Here is an 18,373-nt window from a genome sequence, read left to right on the forward strand (position 1 = left end):
CCCGAAACGACCCACGGCTATCGTATCGCCGGCGCGAGGTCCGCGCTCGGCGCCGGCCGCGATTTCAGGCCGAACAGCGGCCGGAGCCAGCCAACCCGTCTGACGATCTCATAGGTCAGCGCGCAGGTCGCGGCGGTCGCCAGGATGATGATCGAAGCTTCGAGCCAGACCGGCAGATCCAGGTGGCGAAGCGCATGGGCGGCCATGATGATCGCGGTCTGGTGGACGATGTAATAGGGAAAGACGGCTTCCGTCAGATAGCGCCGCGCCCGCGTGTCGCGCGTCGGCAGCCAGCGCCGGCCGAAGCCGAGGACGGCGACGATCCAGCACCATTGGTCGACGCCATAGACCAGCCGTTGGCCGAACGACAGGACCTCCGACGACAAGCCGTGCTGGCGGGCCAGATAGGCAGCGAGATAAAGCGCGTAGGCGACCAGCGCGCCGCCCAAGGCCGGCCAGCGCCATTGCTCCACCTCGCGCCAGACCGCCTCCGAACGGGCGACCAGGAAACCGAGCAGGAAGGCCGAGGCGTAGAGCGCGTGGGCATACCAGTCGCCGAACAGGGCGTGGGTTTCGGGAAATCGCGGGAACAGCACGATCCGGTAGGCCGCCAGCACGATGCAGGGCCAGAGCAGCAGGCCAGGCCCGGCGAGCAGCCTGGTCAATACGGCCTCGGCGCGCCTGGCGAAGCCGGGCAGCAGCGCCAGCAGGCCGAACAGCAGCATCGAATAGACCCAGAGATAGACCACGAACCACAGGTGGTTCCAGGTCGGCATCACGATGCAGGACGACCGTCCGTCCGCTCCCGAACAGAACTGTCCCGCGAAAGCCAGGTAATGCTGGCGGTAGAACTCCGCGAAACTGCCGGCATAACCGAAATTCTCGACCACCTGCAGGTAGGACTGGGGCGGCACGACGACGAGCATGCCGAAGATCAGCGGCGGCAGCAGGCGCGCCGAGCGCTGTCCGGCGAGCCGCCCCGGCCGCAGCCGGCCGGCCATGAAGGCGGTAGCCGCGCCGGAGACGAGAAACAGCAGCACCAGCCGCCAGGGATTGAGCGCCAGCATGAACGGTTCGAGCGCTGCGAGCCGATGGCCACTCTTCACATGAAAGGCCCAGGTCACGTAGAGCATGCCGACGTGGTAGAGAATGAGCAGGCCGAACGCCGCGATGCGGATCCAGTCGAGATCGATCCGGCGCGTGTCCGGCCCTGGCGTCGGTTCCGTCATGATATCGGGTGCGCTCGTGGTCATCGGCATGTCCATCCCTTCGCAACCCTATCGAGCCCGCCCCGCCGGCCGCCGTCCAGGGGGCGCGGGAGCAAAGGCTGGACGGATGGGACGAGCGGAGCCAGCCAGGGACAGGCGGTGGTGACAGCGTGACGAGCGGCAGCGGATATCCCCTGAAACCGGAACCGGCGGCGCGCCTCGCGCGCTGGAAGATCCTTGCCGTGCTGGCGGCGGTCCTGCTGGCCGTGGCCGTGGTCAATGCCGTCACCACGGTCGACGACGCGGCGCGCTTCGCCGGGCGCGCCCTCTCCTTGCCACGCATCCTGCTCTGGGAACTTTCGAGTGTGGTCGTCGTTTTCGCGCTGGCGCCACTGATCGGCTGGGGTGCCCTGCATGTCAGAGGCGGCGGCACGGCGGTCGCGCGGGCCCTCCTGATCAATGCCGGCACGATCCTGGTCTTCACCGCATTGCACATCACCGGCATGGTCGTGCTGCGCAAGATCGCCCATGGCATCGCCGGTTATGGACCCTACCTCTTCGACCTGTCGCTCGCCAATCTCGTCTACGAGCTGCGCAAGGACGCACTGACCTATCTGCTGATCGGCACGACCTTCTGGCTCAACGAGAGCTGGAGCCATCGGGGGCCGAAGGCCGAAAGCACAGCCGCCGGAACCGACCCGGTCCCGGCGCCCCTGGTGGCTCCCCCCGAAGCGTCCCCGCCGCAAACGGCGGTGCCACAGACCTTCTGGCTGCGCGACGGGACAACGAGCATCAAGATCGACCCTGCCGCCATCATCTGGGTTCAGTCGGCCGGAAACTATGTCGAATATCTGCTGGCCGACGGCCGGCGCCATCTGGTCCGTGGAACGCTGCGCGCCGAGGAGGAACGCCTGCGTCCCCACGGCATCGTTCGGGTGCACCGGACCCGGCTGGTCAATCCCGCCCGCATTACCCGCATCGACATGCGCCCGTCAGGCGATGCGGAGCTGAGGCTCGAGACCGGCGAGACCATCGCAGGCAGCCGCCGCTATGGTCTCGGCCAGAGCCTGAAACAGGCGGTGCAGGCACCCTGAACGGCGCGCGGCTGGCCCGTCCCGCGGCCCGCCCCGCCACTCCGCTGTCGTGGCGGAGCGGACATCGTGCCGCAGTTGACCTTACGTCATGTCAATGCAAGATCGGGGTGGGCGACGTGGGACAGGTTCGAAATGAAGGGCGACCGCGCAAGCGGCGGCTCCGGGGAATTCCATGCCGTTCAACAGATCTTTTCGCGCGGCCCTCACGCTTGCGCTCGCGGGCTTCACCGCCAATTCCGCCTTTGCCACCACCGGGATCCGCACCTTCGACAACTGGGTCGTCGGCTGCGACAACACGCTGGCCTGCCGGGCGATCGGCACCATGGCCGACGAGGCCGATGCCGGATCCTATGTCGTGCTCGACCGGGCGGCTGGCCCCGGCGCGACCGCCACGCTGCGTTTCGTGCGCGAAAATGCGCCTGTCGGGGACGCCCAGGGGCTGGTGCTGCGTGTCGATGCCGGTGCGGCGCTGACCCTCGCCGGCCCCGCGTTCAGGGCCATCGAGCAGGAATCCGACGACAAGCCGGAAGCCTCGGAACTCGTCGAACCGACGGCCGTGACGCGCGCCCTCGACGCCATGGGCCAAGGCCGCGCGCTGCGTTTCGGCAAACAGGCGCCCGCCGCCGATGCGCCTGCGGTCTCGCTCGCAGGGCTGGCAGCGGCGTTACGCTTCATCGACGAGGCGCAGGGCCGCCAGGACACCGTCACGGCATTGCTGGTCAGAGGCACCAAGTCGGCTTCCGCCGTGCCGGCCGCGCCGGCCGTGCCGGTACTGGCCGTGGTGGTGCCGAACCCGACCCGGGCGGCGCCTGCCGCCGTGCCCCGCGCGCTGATCCAGCGGCATATCCGCGAAACCAGGGACGAGGACTGCGACCTGGGCACCCGGGCGCCGTCGACCCGCGTCATCCGCCTGTCGAACAGCACGCTGCTCTACGAAATCGGTTGCTGGCGCGCCGCGTCCCAATCGGGATCGATGTTCTATCTCGGCTCCGATACCCAGCCCGCCAATGCGAGCCGGGTCGATTTCGAGACCCTCGACGCCGAAACCGGGCGCATGGGCCGGCCGATCCAGGCCCTGACCAGCGCCAGCGGCCTGGAGGAAATGTCCGCCGCCACCCTTTCTTCCCTGCACAAGGACCGGGGCGCCGGCGATTGCGGCACGGCCGCGAGCTGGGTCTGGACCGGGCGCGCGTTCCGCCTGAGCAGCTATGCCACCATGCCCGCCTGCAAGGGTGTGGCCCCGGAGGACTGGATCACGCTGTGGCGTACGGGCGCGCGCTAGGATCCAGGCTCAGGGCGGCGGCGCCGAGGCGCCGACCCGCACCAGCACCTCGCGCGGAATGCCGTAATCCCTGATGGCATCGTCATGCCGGCGAAAACCGCAGAGCTCGCGCTGGACGAAATAGCAGAACACGGCGTCGGCCGCCGCCTGAACCCGCCCGGCGCGGTCGGGGCCATCACCGCCGAAAGCCGCGAGCGCTTCCAGGCTCGCGGCGACCGCACGCCCGGCGCGACCGAGCGAGGAAGCCTGCTCGGCGATGATCTCATGGGCAAGCGCCGTATCCACCGCGTCCATCGAGCGCTGGGACAACCGGCTGCGCGGCGAAAACGAGACCAAGGGCCACTCCCCTTCAATTGACCATGCCAGCCAACCAGCAGCCGGCACCGCTGGCAAGTCCCTGGCTTGACAGGCAGCACAGGTGCGCGCGTCACTCATCTGCAAGCATGTTGTCGTTACCTTTGGCTCTACTTTCGGATGTACCCACCATGCCAGCTTCGACGTCGCACAAGACCGCCCGCCTGCCGTCACGCACCGAACGCGCGGAGGCCGGCAAGACGCTGCGCGCGGCGGTTCCGCGCGAAAGCCATGCCGATTTCGCGCCCGCGCCGGGTCGCAATCCCACGGCCATCCTGGCGGAATCCGATTCGAGCCGGATCGCCAGCCTGGTTCCGATCCGCTACGAGCGCATGCTGGCCTCGCCCTTCACCTTCCTGCGCGGCGCTGCGGCGATCATGGCGACCGACCTCGCGGCCATGCCGGCCATCGGCCTTCCCGTGCAGGCCTGCGGCGATTGCCATCTCATGAATTTCGGCGCGTTCGGCACGCCCGAGGGCCGCATCCTTTTCGACATCAATGACTTCGACGAGACCCTGCCGGGTGTCGACTTCATCGTCGACCTGAAGCGTCTCGTCGCGAGCATCGCCGTCGCGGCGCTCGATGCCGGCCATTCCGAAAAGAAGGCCAGGACCTTCGCGGCCACCACCGCGCGCGCCTATCGCGAATTCATGCGCGAGCTGGCCGGTCTCCCGCCGCTCGCCATCTGGCACATCCGCATGGATCTCGCCCGCGAAGCCGAGCGGATCGCCGATGCCAAGCTGCGGGAACAGATCCTCGCCACCCTCGTCAAAGCCAAGAAGACGCTGTCGCTCGACGACAATTTCCCGCATCTGGCCAAGACCAAGAACGGCGTCTGCAGGATCGAGGACCGGCCGCCGCTGATCTACCATCTCGATGAGGCCGGCAACGGCCATGATGCGGTCAATGCGCGTGCCACGCTGGTGGCCTATCAGGCCGCCCTGCCGCCCGAACGGCGGGTGCTGCTGGACCGCTTCCACCTGGAGGACGTCGCCTTCAAGGTCGTCGGCGTCGGCAGCGTCGGCACGTTCTGCGCCATCGGTCTCTATCTGACCGGCGACGACGAGCCCATGTTCCTGCAGATCAAGGAAGCTCAGACCTCGGTCCTGGAGCGGCTGCGTCCCGGCGGCAAGCGTGTCGCCCATCAGGGCAGCCGGGTCGTCGAGGGCCAACGGGTCATGCAGGCCGCGAGCGACGCCTTTCTCGGCTGGGTCGAGGACCGCAAGGCCAACAGATATTACTATGTCCGGCAATTGAAGAACCGCCGGCTCGGCTCGATCGGCGAGGTCATGGAAGGCAATGCGCTCGTCGAATATGCCTCGCTCTGCGGCCGGACGCTTGCGCGCGCCCATGCCCGCTCGGGCGACCCTGCCGCGATCAGCGGCTATATTGGCAAATCCGGCGCCCTCGACGACGCCCTTGCCTCATTCGCGCTGAGCTATGCCCACCAGACGGTCGCCGATCACGCCACCGTAACGCAGGATCGGGCGAAGCCGAAGCGGCGTTCACGCGGCTAGCCTCGCAGCCGGGCGAAGGCTTGGCCACGGCCGGCCGACACCGGCGACGGGCTCGCCCTGCAATCGGATCGTCTCGTCCTATCAGGGGCTTGCGCGATGTCCCTGCGATCTTGATTCCGGCGGAGCGCCATCGCTACCGGGTCATTCCATCAGGTTGAGCGCCGCGAAATCGGACAGCCAGATCGATTGCCGCCAGCGCGCCAGGAGTTTCAACGCGGCGCCGGGTGCGCCGTCATTCACCACGGCGCTCCACAGGCCGACCGTTGCCCTGCCGGCTGGAACGACGTGCCGCTCCACCGCGCTCAAGGGCAATCCCTCGATCGGCACGGTCATTTCGGGCTTCCAGGCGACCAGCCGCGTGGCGACCGTGGCAAGGCCCAGCCTGGCCTCCCCCGGCGGGCCCTCATAGTGGAGCGCCACGACGATCCGTTCCTGCCCACCGCGCCTGACCACACCGACCAGGGCATAGGTCCATGGCGGCATGACCATCCGCAGCGGCGGGTGCAGCTCCAGGGCGCCCGATAGCGCCGATGCCGCGTCCGGCAGTGGGCGGGCCGGCAAAGCGAAGCGCTCGACATCGAGGCCGAAGCCGGCCATGAGATCGCTCCGGCCGCCGCCCGCCGTGGCAGCCACCTGGTTCAGGGACCTGAATGCCGCGATGCGGGGCCTGACCGGCTGGGCGAGATTGCCCGCCGCCGCGTCGAACCCCGCCCAGTTCGCCGCCCAGACGAGCACGCTTCCGGAAAGCGCCAGGCGCTGAGCGGCCCAGGGTCGCAGCCGGAACGGATCCGGCGTCGGGCCCGGATCGATGGTGCCGTCGGCGCCAAAGGCGAAGGCCTGGCCCGCCGGACGGTCATGACGCTGAAAACCGCGCGCGGCGAGCGCCGCCGGCAAGCCGCTGGCGAAGCCGTCCGGACCGGTGACGGCGATGACCTCGGTCGTCGCGCCGTCGATGACGAGAACACCCGTCAGGGCCTTGAAGTCGACGCCGGTCAGCGCACGCGCTTCGTCCGGACGGACGAAGCCGCTGAGAAGACGATTGAGGGCGATCGAGCCCGAGATGCCCTGCTGTGGCACCGCGACCAGGCGCGGATCGACGAAGTCGAAGGCCGTCGGCTGGCTGGCCGGCGCCGGCGCGTCGGCCAGAACGCCGGCGAGCCGGTCAAGGCCGTCGGACGCAAGCGCGGGCTGGAGTGTCAGGAGAATGGCGAGGCAGGCGCCGGCGAGGCGCCCCGATCCGATAGTCGATGACGGCATTCTGATGCGGGCCTGTTTCAGCGTTCGAGGGCGCGGAGCCGGCAAAGCCGATCGCCCGCTCCGGCGCCTTGATCGCAACCGGTCATTTCCGCCGGTCGCCGTGCGGACCAGGCCTCGTCACATCAAACCGAAACAGTTCATGCCTGCGCCTGCGTCAGGTCCCCACCTGCGCCAGATGCGCCGCCGCCTCGTCCAGCAGCCATTCGCGGAAGGCACGGATGGCCGGCCGCATGGCCGAGGCTTCCAGGCAGACCACATAATATTGGTAAGGCCCACGCACCTGCTGCGGAAACGGCCGCACCAGCCGTCCGGCGTCGAGATAGTCGCCGATCAGCACGCTGGTCGCCATGGCCACCCCCTGCCCCGAGGCTGCGGCCTGCAGGGACAGGAAGGTATGGGAGAATTGCGGTCCGCGGCTGCCGTCGACGCCTTCGACACCAAGGAGTTCGAGCCAGCGTGGCCAGGTGACACGATCAGGCTCCCCTTCGGGGATTTCCTGCAACAGCGTATGATGGCGCAGATCGGCCGGCTCGCGCAGCGGCCGGGCGGGATCGTTGAGCAGCGCCGCGCTGCAGACCGGAAAGAAATTCTCCTCCATCAGCAGATCGCTTCTCAAGCCCGGATAGACCCCGCGGCCTGAGCGTATGCCGACATCGACGTCGTCGCTGATGAAATCGGCCAAGCCATGGGACACGGAGATGCGAACCTCGAATTCGGGATGGCGCGCCTTGAAGCCGCCGAGCCGAGGGATCAGCCAGCTGGTGGCGAGGCTCGGCAAGGTGCTGACCGTCAGCACATTCGAGGCATCCGGCCGCAAGGCCCTGATGGTGGCCTCGTTCAACTGATCGAGCAGTTGCGAGACCGAGGCGGCGTAGCGCTCGCCCATCGCGGTCAAGGCAACGCCCTTGCTCGGCAGCCGCACGAAGAGCGGACGCTTCAGCCAGGCTTCGAGGGTCCGCACCTGCTGGCCGACGGCGCTGGCTGTGACGGCGAGTTCGTCGCCGGCCCTTTCGAAATTGAGATGACGGGCGGCGGCCTCGAAAACGCGCAGCGCGGTGAGGGGTGGCAAGTGGCGTCGGGTCATCGGATGGCCAAGCTTTTCTTGGGCGGAGGCGTAGAACATGTCATTTGCTTCGAACCCAGGCCAGGAGCAACGTCCATATAGGAAATATGACATCAGGGATGACGATCATGACCATCGGATGTGCCACAGACGACCTTCTCCACCGACATGTCGCCGCTCCCGCCGGCGAGAGCCGCCTGCTGGCGCTGGTACTGCGCGTGGAGGCCTGGTTTTCCGCCCGCGCCAGCGCGCGTTCGCTCTACGGCCTGGATGACCGCGCGCTTGCCGATCTCGGCTTGTCGCGTGCCGATGTCGAAGCCGTCAATGCCAAGGTCGGGGCGGTGAACCCCATAGCCTCGTTCTGATCGACCAGTCCGCGTCACCGCGCCCCATCGTCGAAAGTTGCTCCGCCATGTCCAGCTCCGCTTGCCTGCCCGCCCAGCCCCGCTTCGCCACGACCGACGCCTCACCGTTCCAGGCCCTTGTCGACCGCATGGTGCATTTCTTCGCCATTGGCGAATGGTCCATCGAACGTGTCAGGACCCGGCGGGCCGTCGCCGAATTGTCGGCTCGCCAATTGGCCGATGCCGGCATCGACCGCGCGGCCGTCTGCCGGTCCCGGCCGGTGATCGAGGTCAAGGGTGGCCTGATCGCCAATCTCGTGTCGCTGCAATGATGCCGGCCGGCCCTCCGGCGCGCCGCGGAAAATAGTTTGCCGCGCGCGCCGAAATCGGCCGTTCTTGCGCAGAATGCGACGACAGTCCCGACAACTCGTGGCAAGGCCCTGCGATCCATGATCGGAGGGCCTTTTCATGTATCGCTTGATCCTCGCCGCGGCTCTTGCCCTGCTGTTGCCGGCAGCCGCCGAAGCCAAAAGCTACCAGCTCGGCGCGCCTGTCGTCGCCACGGTCGAACTTCCCGATGCCTGGTCGCCCAACGTCACCGAACGCGGTGTCGAAGCGACCACCGACGACGATGAAATCTATGTCGCCGTGACCATTGCCAGCGTCACCAATGTCGAGGACTCGACCAAACAGGCACTCGCCTATCTGGTCTCGCAAGGCGTCGAGATCGACCCGGCGACGCAGCGCCAGCAGACGATGACCGTCAATGGCATGCCGACCATCTTTCTCGGCTTCAGCGGCAAGGACTCGGACGGCGAGCAGGCCGAAATCAGCGTCGGCATTCTCATCGTCAATCCCTCGACCGTGCTGATCCTGAGCTACTGGGGCTCGAAGGAAGGCGAAAAGACCTATGCCACCCAGCTCAACGCCATCCTGCAGAGCCTGACCAAGGTCGAATAGGATCGCCGGGGCCGGCCGCTGTCAGGGATAGAGGCCGTAGTCCTCCCAGTCGCGTTCCGGAATCTGATCGCCGATCGCGTAGTTCAGCGACAGGACGCGCATGCGGTCCGGTGTCGCCTGGCATTCGAACGTCAGGCGATACCAGTGGCCGCCGCTACGGAACGCGGCGCCCTCGGTGTCCAGCGAATCGCCCGAGCGGCGCGGCTCGGAGATCGCCCCCGCCAGCACCTTGTCCGGCCGGTAGGGACTCGTGTCGTCCTTGATCCGCTGCATGACGGCGATGTCGCAAACCTGCTCCAGCCGTGTCTCCGGCTCCAGGCGGCGAAGCGAGGCCTCGAGCCGCGCATCCGCGCCCATGGCGCTCGACAGCGCCAGACCGGTCCCGATGACCCCAAGCACGCATGCCTTCATGCTGAACGATTCCTTACGTTGCGACGGCCGGCTTCTAACAGCCGGATCTGGGCGCCAGCAAGGCAGGCAGCCCGACGGCCCGGCTGGGAGGGCCGCGCCGCATGCATGCCGTGCAAGCCCGTGCAGGCCGGCCTGGCCGGCCCATCCGATTGAAGGCCGTCAGAAACCCATGTCGCCCATGCCGCCGCCCATGCCCTGTGCGCCGCCGGCGCCCGCGTTAGGCGACTTCGGCAGGTCGGCGATGAGCGCCTCGGTCGTGATCATCAGGCTGGCGATGGAGGCCGCATCCTGCAGCGCGGTGCGCACCACCTTGGCCGGATCGATCACGCCGGCCGCGATCAGGTCCTGATACACGCCGGTCGCGGCGTTGAAGCCCCAGTTATAATCCTTCCTCGCCATCAGCTTGCCCAGGACGACGGATCCGTCCTCACCGGCATTCTCGGCGATCTGCCGGGCCGGCGCCTGCAGCGCCCGACGCACGATATCGATTCCGGTTTTCTGATCGTCATTGCCCGGACTGACAGCATCGAGCGCCCTGAGCGAGCGCAGCAGCGCGACCCCGCCGCCGGGAAGAATGCCTTCCTCGACCGCCGCGCGCGTCGCATGCAAGGCGTCGTCGACCCGGTCCTTGCGCTCCTTGACCTCGACTTCGGTGGAACCGCCGACCCGGATGACCGCGACGCCGCCGGCGAGCTTGGCCAGCCGCTCCTGCAGCTTCTCCTTGTCGTAACTCGACGTCGCCTCGTCGATCTGCAGGCGGATCTGCGCGATCCGGCCATCGATATCCTTTCGCGCGCCCGCGCCGCCGACAAGGGTGGTCGCGTCCTTTTCCACGACCACCTTCTTGGCACGGCCCAGCATGGCCAGGGTGACGTTGTCGAGCTTGATGCCAACATCCTCGCTGACCAGTGCGCCGCCGGTGAGCGCGGCGATATCTTCCATCATCGCCCTGCGGCGATCGCCGAAGCCCGGGGCCTTGACCGCGACGACGCGCAAGCCTGCCCGCAGCTTGTTGACCACGAGGGTCGCCAGCACCTCGCCCTCGACGTCTTCGGCAATGATCAGCAGCGGCTTGCCGGACTGAACGACGGCTTCGAGCAGCGGCAGCATGGCCTGCAGGCCTATAAGCTTCTTTTCGTGGATCAGGACATAGGCGTCCTCCAGCTCGGCCCGCATCTTCTCGGCATTGGTGACGAAATAGGGCGAGACGTAACCCCGGTCGAAGGCCATGCCCTCGACCACTTCGAGTTCCGAGGTCAGGCTCTTGGCCTCCTCGACGGTGATCACCCCCTCGTTGCCGACCTTCTGCATGGCATCGGCCAGGAAGCGCCCGATTTCCAGATCGCCATTGGCCGAGATCGTACCGACCTGGGCGATCTCGTCATTCGACTTGATCTTGCGGGCATGGCGCTTCAGGTCGGCGACGACCGCCTCGACCGCCAGGTCGATGCCGCGCTTCAGGTCCATCGGGTTCATGCCGGCGGCCACCGACTTGGCCCCCTCCTTGACGATCGCCTGGGCGAGCACGGTGGCCGTCGTGGTGCCGTCGCCGGCCGTGTCGCTGGTCTTCGAGGCGACCTCGCGAACCATTTGCGCGCCCATGTTCTCGAACCTGTCGACGAGCTCGATCTCCTTGGCCACGGTGACGCCGTCCTTGGTGATGCGCGGCGCGCCGAAAGACTTCTCGATCACCACGTTGCGGCCCTTGGGGCCGAGCGTGATCTTGACCGCCTCGGCAAGGACGTAGACGCCGCGCAGCATTCTCGCACGCGCATCCTGGGCGAACTTCAATTCCTTGGCGGCCATGGCTTCTCACTCCCTAGCGATGACGCCCGGCTTTGCCGGCGGGATCAGTCCGCCTGTCCGGGCATGTCCAGGCGCCCGGCGGCGCCGGGCCCGATGCGGAACAGCGATGGTTGCGGCAATGCGGACCTGGCGCGACGATTGGTGTCACGAGAGGCCTGCGCGCCGGCGCGGCGCCCAGGCTTGCGCATCGACGTGGGGAGCCGAAATTTGCCGTTCAAGATCGTGGCCCGAGATTGACGCGCCGAATCCCGAAAAAAAGCGCGGCTGATGGCTCGCGGGCCCTTGAAACGGCTGGAACCTGCCCCGAAGTCGATGGATACGGCCCGCCCGGCGTCCGATGCTCCATCCGGTCGAAACAGCGAGACCTGTGGCCGCCGAACGCCCCCTGGCGACGGCCGATCCAGGAGGTGAAGACAAGAGGAGAAGTCCATGGGTGTTCGAGACGTCATGCCTTGGGGCCGCCCCCACAATCCGGCCCAGGCCAGCTTCCGCGAAGCCGATCAGGCCCCGTTTCTGGCGCTGCACCGCGACATCAACCGGCTCTTCGACGATCTCTTCCACGGCCTCGACCTGCCGATACCGGTGGCACACACCGCCCATTGGGCCGGCGGCTGGCCGAGCGTCCAGGTTTCGGAAACGGCGAAGGAGGTTCGCGTCACGGCCGAGGTGCCAGGTCTCGATACCGGCGATGTCGAGGTCCTGCTGCAGGATGGCATGCTGACGCTGCGCGGCGAGAAGCGCGCGGAGACCGAGGACGGAGAGCGCCAATTCACCGAGCGCCTCTATGGCCGCTTCGAGCGGCGCATTCCGGTCGGCGAGGTCGACGAAGACAAGGTCAAGGCCCGTTTCAGGAACGGCGTGCTCACCGTGATCCTGCCGCGGAGCGAGCGGGCCGCCGCCAGCGCCCGGCGGATCGTGATCAACGACAAGTGATTGCCGGCGCGCGGTGCCGAAACCGGCGCTCGCCATGACGCTCCAGCCGCTCACCCCCGCGGCGCTCCGGCCGGCCGAGGGGATGAACCAGCCGGTTATGCCGCCTGGCGAAACCGGCTCGGCGAACAGCCGAAGGCCTGTTTGAAATCGCGGGCGAAATGGGCGCTGTCGGCAAAGCCGGCGTCGATCGCGATGTCGGTGATCTTGCGCTTGCTGTTGGCCAGCAGCCAGCGGCCATATTCCAGGCGCAGCCGACGCTGGAAGGCCGCGGGTCCAACGCCCAGCCAGGTGTGGAACAGGCGCTCGAGCTGGCGCGCGCTGACGCCGACATACCGGGCGATCGCCGCGACCGGTGGCGGATTGTCCAGCCGCTGCTCGATGAACTGGGCGGCCTGGCGGATCCGAACGTCGGAAATGCCGTCCAGCTGGGCGTAGAAATGCGGTTGCGGCACGCCGCCAGGACGGATGTCCTGCAACATCATGTGACGCATCGCCTGCTGCGCCTTGTCGCGCCCGCAGTGCCGGGCGATCAGATAGAGCCCGAGGTCGATGGCGGCCGTCGAGCCGGCGCAGGTGATCAGGTCCCCCTCGTCGATGAACAGCCGGTCGACGGCGGCGTTGAGGCGCGGAAAGCGCTCGTTGAAAGCGTCCAGCACGTTCCAGTGGATGCAGACCCGCCGGTCGCCGACGAGCCCCGCCTTGGCGATCACGAAAGTGCCCGTGCAGATACCGAGCAGGCGGACGCCCCGGCGCGCCGCCGCCCTGAGATAGTCGAGCAAGGTCGCCGATGGGCGATCGTTGAGATAGTCGTTGCCGCCGCAGACCGCGAGATAATCGAATTCGCCAGGGTTGGTGAGATCGGCATTGGGCGTGAGCGAGACGCCGCAGCTGGAATTCCGCGGGCCGCCGCCGACGCTCATGACGCTCCAGGCGACATGGACCTGCCGGCTTCGGCCACCATGATCGGCCGCCAGTCTGAGCGCGTCGATGAGCCCTGAGAAGGCAGCCAGCGTGAACTGATCGAGCACGATGAAGCCAATGCGCAGCAGCGGCCGCGCGGTGCCGGCCGGTGCCGTCTCGGCGTCGCCAGTCCCTTTGAGCACCGTATCCATCATCTCCGTCATGTCGGGATTATTCTACTTTCGGGCTCGTTCATTCTAGTGGAAATCGACGCCGGGGGTGATGGTGACGGGAACAAGGCCAAAGGGCCGACAGAGGAGAACCACCATGACCCTATCCAGACGCCTGGTCTTGCAGGGCCTGGCCGCCAGCACCCTGGCGGCGCCGGCCCTGGCCCAGCAGCCGGCCGCGATCACCGTTGCCTGGTATGGCGGCAATTGGGGCGATGCCTTCCGCACCTGCGTCGCCGAGCCCTTCACCAAGGCGACCGGTATCGCCGTCAATGCCGAAATCGGCACATCGACGGTGACGCTCGCCAAGCTGCAGCAGCAGAAGGCGGCCCCGACCATCGACGTCGCCTGGATGGATGGCGGCATCAGCGAGCTGGCGCTGGCCGCCGATGTCACCGACGGCCTCGACCCCGCTGCGATCCGCAACCTCGCCAATGTCGCGCCGGAGGCGATCTACCGGTCCGGCGCCAATGCCTATGCCGTCGGCACCGGCTATTATTCACTTGGCCTCACCTACAACACCCAGAAGGTACGGGAGGTGCCGACCTCCTGGAACGACCTCTGGAAGAAGGAGTTCGAAGACGCGGTGACGATCCCATCGCCGTCGAATTCGTCGGGCGTGCCCTTCCTGATGTTCCTGTCGAAGATCTGGGGTGCGCCGGCCGGCGACCTGACGGCGACCTTCAAGAAGATCCGGGAGCTCAAGGCGGCCCTGTTCTTCGATTCCTCGGGTGCGGCGACCAATGCCTATCAGAGCGGCGAGGCGATCATCGGCGCGCATTTTAATGTCGGCGCCTGGGATCTCGCGGACAAGGGCCTGCCGATCGGCTTCGTCGTGCCGAAGGAAGGCGTCTGGGCGACCGACGCCCGGCTGCACCTGGTCAAGGGCACCCAGAAAAAGGATGCGGCACAAAAATTCATCGATTACGCGCTGACGGTCCAGGCCGCCGCCGGCCTTGCCGACAAGCTCTATCTCGGCCCCTCGGTCGGGGGGGTCTCGGTCAAGCCGGAGACCGCGCGCAAGCTGCCCTGGGGCGAGCGAGGTTCGGTGAAGGACCTCCAGCTGTTCGACTGGACGATGATCAATGCCGAGCGCGCCAGGATCGTCGACCTGTGGAACCGCGAAATCGCACGCCGATAAGCGCGGCCTTTTTCAAGCGCCCTCCTCTCCTGATTGGACTGCCATGAACGCGCCCTTGCTCCAGATCAGCGGCCTGTCCAAGCGGTTCGGCGCGCAGCCGGCGCTGACCGACATCGCGCTCGACGTCGCACAGGGCGAGTTTATCGCCCTGCTCGGCCCGTCGGGTTGCGGCAAGACCACGCTGCTGCGCTGCATTGCCGGCTTCCTGGCACCCGAAGCCGGCGCGATCCGCATCGCCGGCGAGGACGTCACCGGTCTGCCGCCCTATCGGCGCCCGCTCAACACCGTGTTCCAGAACTATGCGCTGTTCCCGCATATGAGCGTGACCGACAATGTCGCCTATGGGCCCCGACGCGGGGGCACGGCCCGGGCCGAGGCGCGCGACATGGCCACGGAGGCTTTGGCGCTGGTCGGGCTCGCGGGTTTCGGCGAGCGCTATCCCGCGGAACTCTCCGGTGGCCAGCAGCAGCGTGTCGCGCTCGCCCGCGCCATCGTCAACAAGCCCAAGCTCCTGCTGCTGGACGAGCCGTTGAGCGCGCTCGACCTGAAGCTGCGCAAACGCGTGCAGATCGAGCTCAAGCATCTCCAGGAAAAGCTCGGCATCGCCTTCGTCTTCGTGACGCACGACCAGGAGGAGGCCCTGACCATGGCCGACCGCGTCGTCGTCATGAATCGCGGCCGGATCGAGCAGATCGGCCGCGGGCAGGACATCTACCAGGCGCCCCGGACCCGCTTCGTCGCCGACTTCATCGGCGATGCCAACCTGCTGCCCTGCACGGCGCTTGCCGACGGACAGGTGGAACTCGCGCTCGGGGCCGTCAGGCTCACCGGCCGAAGCGCCCCGACCGGCGGCGAACCCGTCGCGGTATTGCGACCCGAGGCGATCGTCCTCCTGAAGGACGCGCAGGCGGACGGCCTCTCGACCGTTCCGGCGGTGGTCGAGGACGTCATCCATATCGGCAGCCACGTCCTGGTCACGCTGCGGAGCGGCGATGTCCCGCTCGCCTGCCGCCTGAGCGGCACCGTGCCCTCACATGTGGTGGAGGGCGCCAATGTCTTCGTCGGCTTCCGTCCCGACGACCTGCACCTGATCGCGGGGTGACGGCGATGACCGCTCCCTTGCGTACCATCGCCCTGCTGACCGGCCTGCCGGCGCTGTTCTTCGCCGCCTTCTTCCTGGCGCCGATGACGGTTGTCGCCATTGCCAGCCTGACCAACGCCGCCGGCGACCCCACGACGGCCAATTATGCCCGCATTCTGCTCGACCGCTATCATTGGGACGTGCTGTGGGTGACCTTCCGGATCGGCGCCCTGACCACGCTTGCCTGCGTGCTGATCGGCTATCCTCTGGCCTGGTATCTCGTGCGCATCGTCAAATGGCCGCTCTGGCGCCGCGCCTGCGTCATCCTGCTGATCGTGCCGCTGTTCACCAGCAATATCGTCCGCTCCTTCGGCTGGATGGTGCTGCTCGGGCGCAACGGCCTGGTCAATGACGGACTGGTCGCCAGCGGGCTGATCGAGCGGCCGATGCGCTTCATCGGCACGGAAACGGGCATTCTCATCGGGCTCGTCTACATTCTCCTGCCCTTTGTCGTGCTCGCGGTCGGCAACGCCCTCGCCAAGGTCGACCCGTCGCTCGAACAGGCCTCGGCCGATCTCGGCGCGACGCCCGCCGCTACCTTCTGGACCATCACCTTCCCGCTCAGCCTGCCCGGACTGACGGCTGGCGCGATCATGGTCTTCATGCTGGCGGTCAGCGCCTATGTCACGCCGGCCCTGCTCAGCGGCGGGCGCATCACCGTCTTCTCCATGCTGATCTTCCAGCAATACAGCTCGGTGTTCGACTTCAACTACGGCGGCGCGCTCAGCATCACCATGCTGGCGATGACGCTGATCCTCGTGGCGATCGCCGGCCGCATCGGCGAGCCCGGACGACGCACGACACGGCGCTCGACAGGGGGCACGCCATGATCACCGCCGCGATCCGTCTCGTCTCCTATGCCGCGCTCGTCTACCTGGTCCTGCCGCTCGCCGTCATCGTCGGCTCGTCGCTCACCACATCGAGCTTCCTGGCCTTCCCGCCGCAGGGCGTGACGCTGGCCTGGTACGGGAAGATGATCGGCGATCCCAGCTATGTCGCGGCCTTCGCGACCAGCACCGCGCTCGCGACGGCAGCCACCCTCATCGCGGTCCTGCTGGCGGTGCCCGCGGCGCTCGCGATCGCACGCCACGCCTTTCCCGGCCGGCGCCTGCTCTCCGCCACGCTGATGTCGCCCCTGATCCTGCCGCATGTCGTGCTCGGCGCGGCCCTGCTGCAATACGGCACGGCGATCGGCCTGACCCGCAGCTTCAACGCGCTGCTGGTCGGCCACATCGTCATCATCATGCCCTTCGTGCTGCGCGCCGTGCTGCCGCAGCTCACCGATGATCAGCGGAGCCTCGAAGAGGCCTCGGCCGATCTCGGCGCGGGACCACTGACCACCTTCTTCCTGGTGACGCTGCCGCAGATCCGCAGCGGCATCGCCAGCGGCGCGATCTTCGCGTTCATCTCGTCCTGGATCAATGTCGAGCTGAGCATCTTCAACACCACCGCCGAGCTCACCACGATCCCGGTCAAGCTGTTCAATTACGTGCAGTACACGATCGACCCGACCATTGCCGCGGTGTCGTCGATCACGATCCTCGTCGCGGCCGTCACTATCATCATCCTCGATCTCACCCTCGGCCTCGACGTTCTGTCCGAGCGCCGCTGAGACCTGCCGAACCAAGGAGCCAAATGTCATGCGCCAGCAGGATGTCTTCGACGTCGTCTACACCCATACCGAGGGCGAGCCGCTCTGCATCATCCATAGCGGCATCCCCTACCCCGCGGGATCCAGCATCCTGGAGAAGCGCCGGTTCCTGGAAGAGAACTACGACTGGCTGCGCCAGGCGCTGATGCGTGAGCCGCGCGGCCACAAGGACATGTTCGGCGTGTTCCTGACGCCGCCGTCCAGCCCCGAATTCGATGCCGGCCTGATCTATATCGACGGCACGCAATATTCCCACATGTGCGGCCACGGCACGATCGCCGTCGGCATGGCCATGGTGGCGCTCGGCCTGGTGCGCCGCGGCGACAACGGCCTGACCACCATCCGTTTCGAGACCACCGCCGGCCCGGTCACCGCCGAGGTCGCCAGTGACGGGCCGCAGGTGCAGTGGACGCGCTTCGAGAACGTGCCGGCCTATGTCGCGGCGCAGGACGTGCCGCTCGAACTGCCCGGCGTCGGCGCGCTCAAGGCCGACATCGTCTGGGGCGGCAATTATTTCGGCATTATCGACCTGTGCGGCACGTCGCTGCGCATCGCCCCGGAAAACGGTTCGGAACTGTCGCGCCTCGGCATCATGGCCCGCGAGCAACTGCGCCAGAAGGTGGCGATCCAGCACCCGGCCTCGGCCCATATCAACAACTTCAACTTCGTGACGTTCTGGCACGAGCCGACCATTGAGGGCGCCTTCTACAAGAACGTCCACGTGTTCTCGGCCGGCCAGCTCGACCGTTCGCCGGGTGGCACCGGCACAAGCGCCATGATGGCGATGTATGAGGCGCGCGGCCTGATGACGCTGCACCAGCCGATCCGTTCGGAAGGGCTGCTCGGCAGCGGCACGTTCGAAGGCTGCCTGATCGGTGAAACCAGCCTCAACGGCACCCGCGCCGTTCGCCCGACCGTCAAGGGCACGGCCGGCCTGCTCGGCACCGCCCGCTGGGTGATCGACCGCAACGACCCGGTCGGCGCGGGCTTCCTGGTCGCCTGACGGCCGGTCGACGGCGAATTGTTCGCCGCACCGAGACAGCCGGCGGGCCCACTGCCCGCCGGCCCCGCGCCATTCCGA

At 67.4% G+C, this 18,373-nt stretch carries 19 protein-coding genes; 12 read left to right on the plus strand and 7 right to left on the minus strand.

Annotation, left to right across the window (positions count from 1 at the left end; genetic code table 11):
- Positions 1-17: 17 nt before the first annotated feature.
- Positions 18-1,253: an acyltransferase family protein gene (locus tag AC07WJ_RS26605; protein WP_494937704.1), complete on the minus strand. Its 1,236-nt coding sequence runs from the start codon at positions 1,251-1,253 to the stop codon at positions 18-20.
- Positions 1,254-1,378: 125 nt separating this feature from the next.
- Between AC07WJ_RS26605 and AC07WJ_RS26610 the strand changes: the two genes are divergently transcribed.
- Positions 1,379-2,302, plus strand: coding sequence for a LytTR family DNA-binding domain-containing protein (locus AC07WJ_RS26610; RefSeq protein WP_494937705.1), 924 nt, complete (start codon positions 1,379-1,381; stop codon positions 2,300-2,302).
- A gap of 172 nt (positions 2,303-2,474) precedes the next feature.
- Entirely contained in the window at positions 2,475-3,584 is a 1,110-nt protein-coding gene (locus AC07WJ_RS26615) for a DUF1176 domain-containing protein (protein ID WP_494937706.1), read from the plus strand.
- Positions 3,585-3,593: 9 nt separating this feature from the next.
- Here AC07WJ_RS26615 and AC07WJ_RS26620 read toward each other — a convergent pair whose 3' ends face one another.
- Positions 3,594-3,920: a DUF6665 family protein gene (locus AC07WJ_RS26620; RefSeq protein WP_494937707.1), complete on the minus strand. Its 327-nt coding sequence runs from the start codon at positions 3,918-3,920 to the stop codon at positions 3,594-3,596.
- 149 nt (positions 3,921-4,069) lie between these two features.
- Between AC07WJ_RS26620 and AC07WJ_RS26625 the strand changes: the two genes are divergently transcribed.
- Complete coding sequence (locus AC07WJ_RS26625) at positions 4,070-5,455, plus strand: DUF2252 domain-containing protein (protein ID WP_494937708.1); 1,386 nt, start codon at positions 4,070-4,072, stop codon at positions 5,453-5,455.
- A gap of 141 nt (positions 5,456-5,596) precedes the next feature.
- Here AC07WJ_RS26625 and AC07WJ_RS26630 read toward each other — a convergent pair whose 3' ends face one another.
- A complete protein-coding gene (locus tag AC07WJ_RS26630; RefSeq protein ID WP_494937709.1) occupies positions 5,597-6,712 on the minus strand; it encodes a hypothetical protein in 1,116 nt (371 codons plus the stop codon).
- A gap of 154 nt (positions 6,713-6,866) precedes the next feature.
- Positions 6,867-7,796 carry a transcriptional regulator GcvA gene (gcvA, locus tag AC07WJ_RS26635; protein ID WP_494937710.1) on the minus strand — a complete coding sequence of 310 codons (930 nt, stop codon included), beginning with the start codon at positions 7,794-7,796 and terminating at the stop codon, positions 6,867-6,869.
- 107 nt (positions 7,797-7,903) lie between these two features.
- Here gcvA and AC07WJ_RS26640 point away from each other — a divergent pair, with 107 nt between their 5' ends.
- From AC07WJ_RS26640 to AC07WJ_RS26650, 3 genes are all read left to right on the plus strand, one after another.
- Positions 7,904-8,140, plus strand: a complete 237-nt coding sequence (locus AC07WJ_RS26640) for a DUF1127 domain-containing protein (RefSeq protein WP_494937711.1) — start codon at positions 7,904-7,906, stop codon at positions 8,138-8,140.
- A gap of 47 nt (positions 8,141-8,187) precedes the next feature.
- Entirely contained in the window at positions 8,188-8,451 is a 264-nt protein-coding gene (locus tag AC07WJ_RS26645) for a DUF1127 domain-containing protein (protein ID WP_494937712.1), read from the plus strand.
- A 136-nt stretch (positions 8,452-8,587) separates the two neighbouring features.
- Positions 8,588-9,079 carry a hypothetical protein gene (locus AC07WJ_RS26650; RefSeq protein WP_494937713.1) on the plus strand — a complete coding sequence of 164 codons (492 nt, stop codon included), beginning with the start codon at positions 8,588-8,590 and terminating at the stop codon, positions 9,077-9,079.
- 21 nt (positions 9,080-9,100) lie between these two features.
- Here AC07WJ_RS26650 and AC07WJ_RS26655 read toward each other — a convergent pair whose 3' ends face one another.
- Both AC07WJ_RS26655 and groL read right to left on the minus strand, forming a co-directional pair.
- Positions 9,101-9,478: a DUF930 domain-containing protein gene (locus tag AC07WJ_RS26655; protein ID WP_494937714.1), complete on the minus strand. Its 378-nt coding sequence runs from the start codon at positions 9,476-9,478 to the stop codon at positions 9,101-9,103.
- A gap of 171 nt (positions 9,479-9,649) precedes the next feature.
- Complete coding sequence (gene groL, locus AC07WJ_RS26660) at positions 9,650-11,296, minus strand: chaperonin GroEL (protein WP_494937715.1); 1,647 nt, start codon at positions 11,294-11,296, stop codon at positions 9,650-9,652.
- Positions 11,297-11,725: 429 nt separating this feature from the next.
- Between groL and AC07WJ_RS26665 the strand changes: the two genes are divergently transcribed.
- On the plus strand, positions 11,726-12,229 hold the full coding sequence (locus AC07WJ_RS26665; RefSeq protein WP_494937716.1) for an Hsp20/alpha crystallin family protein: 504 nt from the start codon (positions 11,726-11,728) through the stop codon (positions 12,227-12,229).
- A 95-nt stretch (positions 12,230-12,324) separates the two neighbouring features.
- Here AC07WJ_RS26665 and AC07WJ_RS26670 read toward each other — a convergent pair whose 3' ends face one another.
- A complete protein-coding gene (locus tag AC07WJ_RS26670; RefSeq protein ID WP_494937717.1) occupies positions 12,325-13,353 on the minus strand; it encodes a GlxA family transcriptional regulator in 1,029 nt (342 codons plus the stop codon).
- Positions 13,354-13,456: 103 nt separating this feature from the next.
- Between AC07WJ_RS26670 and AC07WJ_RS26675 the strand changes: the two genes are divergently transcribed.
- From AC07WJ_RS26675 to AC07WJ_RS26695, 5 genes are read left to right on the plus strand one after another with little or no spacing between them, the layout of a single operon-like run.
- Entirely contained in the window at positions 13,457-14,500 is a 1,044-nt protein-coding gene (locus AC07WJ_RS26675; protein WP_494937718.1) for an ABC transporter substrate-binding protein, read from the plus strand.
- A gap of 43 nt (positions 14,501-14,543) precedes the next feature.
- Positions 14,544-15,602, plus strand: a complete 1,059-nt coding sequence (locus AC07WJ_RS26680; protein WP_494937719.1) for an ABC transporter ATP-binding protein — start codon at positions 14,544-14,546, stop codon at positions 15,600-15,602.
- A gap of 5 nt (positions 15,603-15,607) precedes the next feature.
- Positions 15,608-16,471 (plus strand): ABC transporter permease, encoded by an 864-nt coding sequence (locus AC07WJ_RS26685; protein ID WP_494937720.1) that lies wholly within the window; start codon positions 15,608-15,610, stop codon positions 16,469-16,471.
- Positions 16,468-17,253 carry an ABC transporter permease gene (locus AC07WJ_RS26690; RefSeq protein WP_494937721.1) on the plus strand — a complete coding sequence of 262 codons (786 nt, stop codon included), beginning with the start codon at positions 16,468-16,470 and terminating at the stop codon, positions 17,251-17,253. The genes AC07WJ_RS26685 and AC07WJ_RS26690 overlap by 4 nt, the downstream gene beginning before the upstream one ends.
- Before the next feature lie 28 nt (positions 17,254-17,281).
- Positions 17,282-18,295 carry a proline racemase family protein gene (locus AC07WJ_RS26695; protein WP_494937722.1) on the plus strand — a complete coding sequence of 338 codons (1,014 nt, stop codon included), beginning with the start codon at positions 17,282-17,284 and terminating at the stop codon, positions 18,293-18,295.
- Positions 18,296-18,373 lie beyond the last annotated feature (78 nt).

Source organism: Phreatobacter sp. GW821-FHT04C01 (assembly GCF_059420385.1).

Coding starts and splice junctions, on each gene's coding strand:
- AC07WJ_RS26630 (WP_494937709.1), bottom strand. CDS start 6,712: ATGCCGTCATCGACTATCGGATCGGGGCGCCTCGCCGGCGCCTGCCTC.
- AC07WJ_RS26625 (WP_494937708.1), top strand. CDS start 4,070: ATGCCAGCTTCGACGTCGCACAAGACCGCCCGCCTGCCGTCACGCACC.
- AC07WJ_RS26650 (WP_494937713.1), top strand. CDS start 8,588: ATGTATCGCTTGATCCTCGCCGCGGCTCTTGCCCTGCTGTTGCCGGCA.
- AC07WJ_RS26670 (WP_494937717.1), bottom strand. CDS start 13,353: ATGACGGAGATGATGGATACGGTGCTCAAAGGGACTGGCGACGCCGAG.
- AC07WJ_RS26605 (WP_494937704.1), bottom strand. CDS start 1,253: ATGACCACGAGCGCACCCGATATCATGACGGAACCGACGCCAGGGCCG.
- AC07WJ_RS26640 (WP_494937711.1), top strand. CDS start 7,904: ATGACCATCGGATGTGCCACAGACGACCTTCTCCACCGACATGTCGCC.
- AC07WJ_RS26645 (WP_494937712.1), top strand. CDS start 8,188: ATGTCCAGCTCCGCTTGCCTGCCCGCCCAGCCCCGCTTCGCCACGACC.
- gcvA (WP_494937710.1), bottom strand. CDS start 7,796: ATGACCCGACGCCACTTGCCACCCCTCACCGCGCTGCGCGTTTTCGAG.
- AC07WJ_RS26680 (WP_494937719.1), top strand. CDS start 14,544: ATGAACGCGCCCTTGCTCCAGATCAGCGGCCTGTCCAAGCGGTTCGGC.
- AC07WJ_RS26665 (WP_494937716.1), top strand. CDS start 11,726: ATGGGTGTTCGAGACGTCATGCCTTGGGGCCGCCCCCACAATCCGGCC.
- AC07WJ_RS26675 (WP_494937718.1), top strand. CDS start 13,457: ATGACCCTATCCAGACGCCTGGTCTTGCAGGGCCTGGCCGCCAGCACC.
- AC07WJ_RS26695 (WP_494937722.1), top strand. CDS start 17,282: ATGCGCCAGCAGGATGTCTTCGACGTCGTCTACACCCATACCGAGGGC.
- groL (WP_494937715.1), bottom strand. CDS start 11,296: ATGGCCGCCAAGGAATTGAAGTTCGCCCAGGATGCGCGTGCGAGAATG.
- AC07WJ_RS26615 (WP_494937706.1), top strand. CDS start 2,475: ATGCCGTTCAACAGATCTTTTCGCGCGGCCCTCACGCTTGCGCTCGCG.
- AC07WJ_RS26685 (WP_494937720.1), top strand. CDS start 15,608: ATGACCGCTCCCTTGCGTACCATCGCCCTGCTGACCGGCCTGCCGGCG.
- AC07WJ_RS26690 (WP_494937721.1), top strand. CDS start 16,468: ATGATCACCGCCGCGATCCGTCTCGTCTCCTATGCCGCGCTCGTCTAC.